This is a genomic window from Cellulomonas sp. HZM, assembly GCF_000708885.1.
Classification (GTDB): Bacteria; Actinomycetota; Actinomycetes; order Actinomycetales; family Cellulomonadaceae; genus Cellulomonas.
In genome coordinates this window covers 1-8,573 of the sequence record NZ_JEOE01000061.1, presented here as the reverse complement: position 1 = coordinate 8,573, position 8,573 = coordinate 1, and the positions used below count along the sequence as shown (strand labels likewise).

The window sequence follows — 8,573 nt, the reverse complement described above, 5'->3', positions numbered from 1 at the left end:
GGAGGCGTTGGCGGACCCGGTCGCGCAGGCGAGGTTCACTGAGGCGGTCACGGGTATGACACCGGTGCAGACCCGCAGGACGATCCTGGAGTACGCGGCTGTCTTCGACCCGGGCCGGGTGCAGGACGAGCACGACCAGGCCCGGCGGGACCGGTTCTTCAACCTGTCCGGTCACGGCGCCGGGGTCAAGGTCACCGGGTTCCTGGACGCCACCACCGGGCACGCGTTGCGCCTGGCATTGGAGGCGGCCTCGCCGCGGGTCGAGGGGGACGAACGCACCGGCCAGCAGCGCCGCGCGGACGCCCTGGGCACGATCGCCGGCCACGCCTTGGGTTGCGGCACCGGCGAGGGCGGTGCAGGAAGCGTTGTTGGTGGCGGTGCGGGCGAGTACGTGGGCTCGGGCGGTGCCTCGAGCTCAAGCTCTGGTGCGGGTTCAGCCGTTGGCGTGGGTGCGCGTGCTGGTCGCGTCGGTGGTGGGTTGTCCGGGGTGCGTAACCGTCCGCACATCTCGTTGATCGTGCCGGCCGAGACGATGGTCGAGCTGCACCGCGCCGGCCTCGCCGGCGAGCAAGGCCGCATCCACCACGCGCGCCGTGAAGCGGTAGTCGAGGGCGAGGTGAACGGCGGGGACTCGTTGTTCGCAGATCTGCCCGGACCGCGCACCGCAGACGGTGAACTCATCACCACCCGGTCTGCTGCTGGGCACCTGGCGGCCGGGTTGGCCGGGGTGCCAGCGCCGACGTTGGAGGACGGGACACCCGTGCCGTTGTCGGAGCTGGCGAAGGCGTTGTGCGACTGCGACATCACCAGGATCGCGATCACCGCAGACAACGTCCCCGTCGACCTCGGGCGCACAGCCCGGGTCTACACCGGGGCGCACCGGCGTGCCGTGACCGTGCGGGACCAGGGGTGTGCGTGGAATGGGTGCGAGACACCAGCCCGGTTCACCGAGATCCACCACATCCGCTGGTGGGACCGGGACCGAGGAGACACCTCCATCGACAACGCGGTGATGCTCTGCGAGTACCACCACCACCGCGTCCACGAACACAACCTCACCATCGAACGACACGTCCCACCGCCGAGACCCAGACCCGGGCGGCGGCGACCACGCATCGAGAACGGCGACATGCCACCCGACCAACCAATCGGAGCTGGCGGTCAGGTCGACGCGCCCAGCGGACGGAACGGTCAGGTCGACGCGCCCATCGGCGCGATGGTCGGCGATCTCGACGCGCTCATGCCAGGCGCTGACGCGACCGCGGGAGGGTTGCCGCCGGTCGGCAGGCCGCGGGCCAGCTACACGTTCCGGCGCACCAGCGACGGGACGGTCATCAACGAACCGCGACGCATCGATGCGGCCGCCTGACCGCGACCGAGGGAGCGGGAGTACGCGGCCCGCGGGCTCGTCGCACCCGTCGTGGGGCACGGGCTCGTCACACGACGCTGCCGCCGATGGGCTCGTCAGCCGAAGCGGCCGTTGACGTAGTCCTCGGTGCGCTTGTCGCGGGGGGAGTCGAAGACCTGCGCCGTGGCACCGTGCTCGACGATGCCGCCCGGCGTGCCCTGCTCCGCGAGGAAGAAGGCGCACTGGTCGGAGACCCGCGCGGCCTGCTGCATGTTGTGCGTGACGATGACGATCGTCACCTCGCCGGCCAGTGCCTGGATGGTCTCCTCGACGCGGCGGGTGGACGTCGGGTCGAGGGCCGAGCACGGCTCGTCCATGAGCAGGACCCGCGGGCGCACGGCCAGCGACCGCGCGATGCACAGCCGCTGCTGCTGGCCGCCCGACAGGCCGCCGCCGGGTGCGCGCAGCCGGTCCTTCACCTCGTTCCACAGCCCGGCGCGGGTGAGGCACTCCTCGACGAGGTCTGCCTTCTCGCGCGCACCGATGCGCACCCCAGTGAGCGACAGCCCGGCGGTGACGTTGTCCTGGATGGACATCGCGGGGAACGGGTTCGGCTTCTGGAACACCATGCCGATGTGCCGCCGCGCGTCGGTCACGCGGCGCGCGGGGTCGTAGATGTCCTCGCCGTCGAGCAGTACCTCACCGGCCAGCGCGGCCGACGGGATGAGCTCGTGCATCCGGTTGAGGATGCGCAGGAACGTCGACTTTCCGCACCCGGACGGCCCGATCAGCGCCGTGACGCGACCCGACGGCATCGACAGCGAGACGCGCTCGAGCACCTTGTGGCTCCCGAACCACGCCGACACCGCGCGCGCCTCCATCGCGGGACGCTCGACGACCGCGGGGACGGGAGGCAGCAGGTGGGTCGGGGCGTCGGGCAGCGCAGGGGGCTGCGGCGCGACGACCACGAACGAGTCAACGCTCATGGGAGAACCTTGGGGGATCTAGGTGGCGGACAGATGAACGAGCGGCATCCGGTGGCCGACGGTCACACAAGGTTCGGCAGCAGCACGAACACCTGCTGCGCCACGAGCACGGCGCACAGCAGCACGAGCGGCACCCCCACCACCCACGACTGCCATCGTCCCCACCAGCGCCGCAGCACGGTGGTCAGCACGGCGCACCCGGTGAGCGCGGCGAGGGCGAGCAGGAGCAGGGGCCACGCGTCGGCGTCGCCGCTGAACGCGGCCTCGTCGTCGCCGAGCATCCCCGACTGCAGGGGTGTGAGGGGCGTGGCGAACGCCTGCCCGCTGAGCGTGGCGTCGACACGCAGCACGCCGTCGGGCAACCATCGCGCCCCGGTGGCGCTGACGAGGGTCAGCCGCCCCTCGCCCGCGGCGAGCGGCTCGGGCAGCGGGTCGCCGGCTCGGCGCAGCCCCGTGACGGTGTAGGTGGCGGTCCCCTGCCCGGTGACGGTGCGGATCACGTCACCGGGCCGGAGCCGGTCCAGGTGGCCGAGCACCGCGCCGTACGCGCCGTGCCGGCCCATCACCACGCTCGCGCCGGCCTGGCCGGGGAGCACGGTGTCGCGCCGGTGGCCAGGTCCCGACTGCGTGACCTTCGACGACGTCCCTTCGAGGACGACGTCGTCCACCCCGAGCCGCGGGATCTGCACGATCGCCACGGGTGTGCCCTCGGGGAGGAGTCGGTCCGCTGTCGTGACCTGGCCGACCGGCGCGGTGCCGTTCGCCAGCTGGGACCGCAGGTCCCAGTACGCCACGGTCTGGTCCCGCTCGTACCGCAGCGGGGAGATCACCACGGCGTTGACGACGATCCCCAGCGCCAGGGCGGCGACGATGGCCAGGGTGGTCCCCGCCAGGCGAGCGCGCTCGCTGGGAGGGGCCGGCCGGATCGTCGTGTCCAGGCGGGGCAGGGTGGTCGTCATCGGCGTCGGCTGTGTTCCGGTGGGCGAGGTCAGCGCTGCGTGATCGTCCGCGAGGACGACGACTTCGCGCTGACGGTGGACGAGCCGGTGTAGGTCACGACGATCTTGTGCTTGCCCGCCTTGAGCTTGGGCAGCTTCACCGTGGCCTTGCCGGACGTGAGCGTGACCGTCTTGATGGTCTTCTTGCCGTCCTTGACGACGACCTTGCCGGTCGGCGTGACGCCGGTCGCGGAGACCTTCACCGTGAGGGTGCCGGTCTTCTTCTTGGCGATCGTCGACGAGCCCGAGACGGACACCTTGGGCGTGGCCTTCGCGACCTTCACCGCGACGGCCGCCGAGGTCGACGACTTCACGGTCGAGGTGGACGAGGACGCGAACGCGGCCTTCACCGAGTACGACGTCTTGCTCGCCTTGACGCCGAGCACGGCCTTGCCGCCGTTGACCTTCGCCGTGCCGAGCTTGTGCGTGCCGTCGTAGAACGTCACCGAGCCGGCGACGGACTTCGACGCGGAGACCGCGGCCGTCACGGTGAACGACTTGCCCACGACGGGCTTCGAGCTGACCGTGACCTTCGTGGTCGACGCGACGGCGGCCGGCGGCGTGACGACCGCGGGCGTGACCGTGAGCGGGACCTCGGCGGAGGTCGACGACGCGACACCGAGCAGGTTCGGCAGGAACACGGCCTTCACCGAGTGCGAGCCGACGACGCTCGACGACACCTGGCCGGAGCCGGAGGTGGCACCCGCCGCGACGGCGAACGAGCCGAGCAGCGTCGTGCCGTCGTAGAGACGCACGGTGCCGCCGCCCTTGCCGTACGAGTCGACGGTCGCGGACGCGGTCACCTTCGCACCGGCCGTGACCGACGCGGCCGAGAGCGTCAGGGACGTCTCGCTCGCCGACGCCTTGTACGCGCGCGTCGTGGTGTCACCGCAGTGCGTGCTGCCCGAGAGCAGGCCGAAGCCGAACGCGGTGATCGTCGACGTCTGCTGGCACACGCGCGAGCCCGTGCCGACGAACGTCTTGGCGATCTCCGAGGTCGGGTCGTCGGCGAGGGTCGACGGCACGATGTTGTACACGGGGCGCGTGTACGCGTTGTACGACGGGTTCAGCGCGAACGCGGTGCCCGAGCCGGTCGTCGCGGCCTGGCCGTCGACACCACCGATGTTGGCGCCCGCACGCAGGTCGGTCGTCTTGCCGTTGGCCTGCGCGACCCACTGCGCGATCGAGAACGGGGCGATCGCACCGGCGTTCTGCGTCGCGCTGCCGCTGACGAGCGCAGCGCCCTGGTGCTCCTGCACGGCGTTGCCGGCGAAGTCGAGAGCGGTCAGGTTGGGGTACTTGCCCGTCGAGATGTCGGACTCGGTGATGCCCATCTGGCCCAGCCAGTAGGAGCGCGTACCCGAGCCGGCCGCCGGCAGGAACGTCTTGATGTCCGTGACGACGTCACCCGAGACCGCGACGTAGTCGGGGCCCTTCAGCGACGTCGTGCCGCCGTTGACGACGACCTTCGTCAGCTCGCCCTTGTAGATCGAGACGACCTGCGCCTTCGAGAGGTCGGTCGGGATCACGCTGTTCGGCGCGGTGGCGTAGGAGACGGCGTCCACGGCGAACGGGATGTACGTGAGCACGCCGTCGTCGGCGACGTCGGTGCTGCTGGCGCCGCTCGAGCTGCGCGCGAACTGCACCTGGCCCGCGACGTCGGAGGTGGCGACCGTGACGGGGGAGGAGTTGAACACCGGGATCGCGGCGGTCTCGATCTGGCCGATCGCGACGCGCAGCAGGTCGCGCCCGCCGCCCGAGTTGTTGGCACGCGGGACGGCGAAGCCGCCGGGGTGCGTGACGACGCTCGCGGAGCCCGTGGCGTCGTACGAGGCGAGCACGTTGCCGCCGATGGCGGTGGCGAGACCGCCGACCACGGCCTGCGTGGTGTCGGAGCCGAGGCCGACGAGCGTGCCGAACGTCCCCGTCGCGGGGTCGGCCTGGGCCGGTGCGACGATCGCACCGAGAGCGAGCGCCGTGATACCGGCACCGAGCCCGATCCTGGCGAAGGCGTTGACCTTCATGGTGGTCCTCTCGAACAGAAGCGTGAGAATTTCCGACGCGAGGCGCGTCGCATTCCGAAAACTAGGATTTCGCGGCCAACACCGGGTGTCCGGCAGTGGAACGCCGGACGCTGCTCACGGGAAATCGATGGCGTCTTCGGGTGATTCGAGTGCGGCCAGGGTGCGCGACCGTCGTACGAGCAGCGGACCCGTCACGGCGCACGCTGCGCCCAGGCCCATCGACCCCGCGACGCCGAGGCGCGCGGCACCCAGCGGGGCGGCCCCGGTGAGGTGCGGGTCGGCCGGCGAGGCCGTGCCGGTGTCGGGGTCCTTCGGCGGCTGCGGGGTCGACGACGGGGTCGGTGAGGGGTCGGTCGCGGGCGGCGCGACCGGCGGCGCGACGGCCGGGGTCGTCGGGTCCGCGGCCGGGGGCTCGGTCGCCGTCGGGGTCGGCGTCGGCGTCGCCGTCGGCGTGGCGCTGGTCGTCGGGGTCGGGGTGGGCGTGGCGCCCGTGCCGCAGCGCCGCGCGACGGCGGCCTCGTCGCTCAGCTGGTCGGCGGCGGCAGAGGTCGCCTCGGCCTGGGCCGACGACAGCGGCAGGTACCCGCGCGGGAGCATGCCCTTGGCCTCGCCGAGCCGCTGGCCCGTGCCGGCCGCGTACCGCAGGAACGTCGCGTAGTCGTCGCGTTGCTGCTGGTCGGCCGCGCACACGGCGGCCGCAGCGTACTCGACGACCGTGAGCGGGTAGGCGCCGAGGGTCCGGTCCGCGGGGTCGGTCGCGACGACCCCGTCGGCGACGGTCCGCATCGCGGCGACGGCGGCGGTCAGGCTGTCGTCGTCGGCTCCCACGGCCTGTCCCGCGGCGTTCACGAGCCGCGCGGTGCGCAGGCCGTAGCGCTGCGCGGAGGCGAGGTCGGTGAGCGAGATCGAGAACCGCTGACCGGGGAGCTGGGCGCCCGACGACACGAACCCGGCCGGCACCTTGTTGGGCTCCCAGACGATCTTGTTGCCCGAGTTCGCCTTCTGCGTCTTGACGGCCGCGTCGGCCATGTCGGACGTGTACGGGCGCAGGTCGAGCGTCCCGTAGCCCGGCTCGGGCACGGTGTCGTCCTGGCGGTAGGTGCTCAGGTCGGCCTTCGGGAAGCTGTCGAGCGTGTCGTCGTGCGCGAGGTCGAGCGACTTGTACACGGGGTTGATGCGCATCCCGTGCTCGTCGGGCTCTCCCTCCAGGAATGCACGCGCATAAGGATCGGCGACGATCCATCTCCACACCGCCCGATAGGCGTCCGAGGTGCCGAGCCCGACCATGAGCCCGTCGGGTGCCGCCGTCGCCACGAATTGTGCGATCTCGGGATTCAGGGCGACGAATTCCGGGTCGTTGACGATGCTTCTCGGGTTGTCCTTGACCGCGCCCGTGCCGCCGCCCGTGCCGCCGCCTGGGACGTCGGCGCGGTACGACTGCGTGAGCAGCTTCGCCACCAGGCGCGCGTTGAGGGTCAGGTCCTCGAGCGCGGTGCCGTCGCGGCCCGCGAGCGTGCTGCCCAGCCTGTACTGGCGGTCGATCGTGTAGCCGACGACGAGCGCCGTCTGGGCGACCGGGGCGTACAGGACGTCGGCCGACGAGTCGGTGGCGGCTGCGTCGCCGTCGCCAGCGTCACCCTCGTCGTCCGCCGAGGGCTGCGTGACCGGACCGTTCACCACCGCGAGCCGCGACGCCCCCGGCACGGAGCTCGACAGCTGCCCGCGCGCCTCGTCGTCGCCGACCTGCGAGAACCCGTACGTGGTCCCGGTCCCGCACAGCGCCGACTGCCACGACGTCATCGCGTCGGAGAACAGCTCGTTGCCCACGATCCGCTGCTCGGCGTTGCCCAGCGCGCACGACGAGCCGATCGCCGCGAACCGCAGCGGGAACACCATGCGGTGCGACCACGCGGTGGCCGACAGCGGCGAGCCCGAGATGCTGCCGGCCGGCGACTGCTCGGCGGCCGTGCCGTCCGCGTCGAGCTCGCCACGCGGCACGACCACGAGCCAGCACGCGCGCGGCGACCCCGACGGCAGCGTCGCCCCGCAGCCCAGCTGCGGGGCCTCGAGCGCGGTCTGCACCTCGAAGCTCGCGGTCCCGGTGCCGTCGCTGCCCGTGCGTGCCGCGGTGATCTCGTTGCTCGAGGTCGGTGTGAAGTAGTCCGAGACGTCGGTCGAGGACTCGCCGTCGACGGTCGTGAACGGCACCGCGTACGCCTTGAGGTTGGGGTTCGTGATCGGCGGCGGCACCTGGTGCGCCTCGTCGTACGCCTGGCGCGGGTCCTCGCCGCGCTTGAGGGACCGCAGCGCGACGCGGTCGCCGAGCAGCGACGTGAGGCTCGGGTTGGGTGCGCCCCACTGGCACTGCTCGGGCGTCGGGCCGTCGGAGGCGTCGCCCCAGCACTGCATGACCTGGAGAAAATCGGTCGAGAAGCGGCCGGCGGACGTCGGGCGGGCGCCCTTCCAGTCGATCGTGATGCCCTGGTGCGACAGGTTGCGCGTCTGGCTGACCGAGACCTCGAGGTCCTTGAACGTGGCCCAGTCCTGGTCGGCACGGTCGCGCTCGCCGACGAGCGACGGGTCGGACCACGCCTGCACGACGCCCGAACCGCCGTCGAGCTGCTCGACGACGTCGCCGCCTCCGCTCGACCCGGACTCGGCGCCGGCCGCGCTGCCCGACGTCGCGAGCACCGACCCGCCGACCGCGACGAGCGCGATGCCGAGTGCGGTCAGCGCGGCGCCGACGGCTCGCAGGCGCCGCGCGCTCTCCCGAGCGGCAGCCCGGCCGGTCGTCGGCCCGCCTGTCGTCGGCCCGCCTGTCGTCGGTCGATCCGCCGTACGCCGGTCCGCGTCCCGACCGGGCAGGACCCGGCCCCGCAGCGCGCTCACCGGCGCGCCCGACGAGCGGAGCGACGCGTGCGTGCGGCCACCGGGACGCCGCGCGACAGCAGCGGCGGCACGACGACGAGCGCGAGCGCGAGCACGCACGCGGCCACGACCACCCACGGGCTCATGCCGTCCTGCCGCGCACCCGTGTCCACGGGCTCCGCGACGACGTTGGTGCACTCGCCGGTGTCGTCCTGGCACACGACGGGTCCGCCGCCGCTGACGGGGCCGCCGGCGACGACCGTCGTGCCGGTCCCGCCGGATCCCCCGTCGGTGCTCCCGCCGCCGCTCGTCGCGCCGTCGGTTCCGGACGCACCGTCCGTGCCGGACC

5 protein-coding genes and 1 pseudogene are annotated in these 8,573 nt (G+C 72.5%); 1 reads left to right on the top strand and 5 read right to left on the bottom strand.

The features are described from left to right. The first annotated feature begins 7 nt into the window (after positions 1 to 7). Positions 8 to 1,369 (top strand): HNH endonuclease signature motif containing protein, encoded by a 1,362-nt coding sequence (locus AW16_RS0116400; protein WP_255347070.1) that lies wholly within the window; start codon positions 8 to 10, stop codon positions 1,367 to 1,369. A 95-nt stretch (positions 1,370 to 1,464) separates the two neighbouring features. Here the strand turns inward: AW16_RS0116400 and AW16_RS0116395 are convergent, their stop codons facing one another. The 5 genes and pseudogenes from AW16_RS0116395 to AW16_RS18695 all read right to left on the bottom strand — a co-directional run. After that, positions 1,465 to 2,229: a phosphate ABC transporter ATP-binding protein gene (locus AW16_RS0116395; protein WP_051682035.1), complete on the bottom strand. Its 765-nt coding sequence runs from the start codon at positions 2,227 to 2,229 to the stop codon at positions 1,465 to 1,467. A gap of 167 nt (positions 2,230 to 2,396) precedes the next feature. Then, positions 2,397 to 3,293 carry a sortase gene (locus AW16_RS0116390; protein WP_029292163.1) on the bottom strand — a complete coding sequence of 299 codons (897 nt, stop codon included), beginning with the start codon at positions 3,291 to 3,293 and terminating at the stop codon, positions 2,397 to 2,399. Positions 3,294 to 3,322: 29 nt separating this feature from the next. Continuing rightward, positions 3,323 to 5,356 carry an Ig-like domain repeat protein gene (locus AW16_RS0116385; protein WP_029292161.1) on the bottom strand — a complete coding sequence of 678 codons (2,034 nt, stop codon included), beginning with the start codon at positions 5,354 to 5,356 and terminating at the stop codon, positions 3,323 to 3,325. A gap of 114 nt (positions 5,357 to 5,470) precedes the next feature. After that, complete coding sequence (locus AW16_RS18700; protein ID WP_034649778.1) at positions 5,471 to 8,245, bottom strand: hypothetical protein; 2,775 nt, start codon at positions 8,243 to 8,245, stop codon at positions 5,471 to 5,473. Next, positions 8,242 to 8,573: pseudogene (locus AW16_RS18695) on the bottom strand (hypothetical protein); the annotation flags it as partial. The pseudogene AW16_RS18695 and the gene AW16_RS18700, both read right to left, overlap by 4 nt.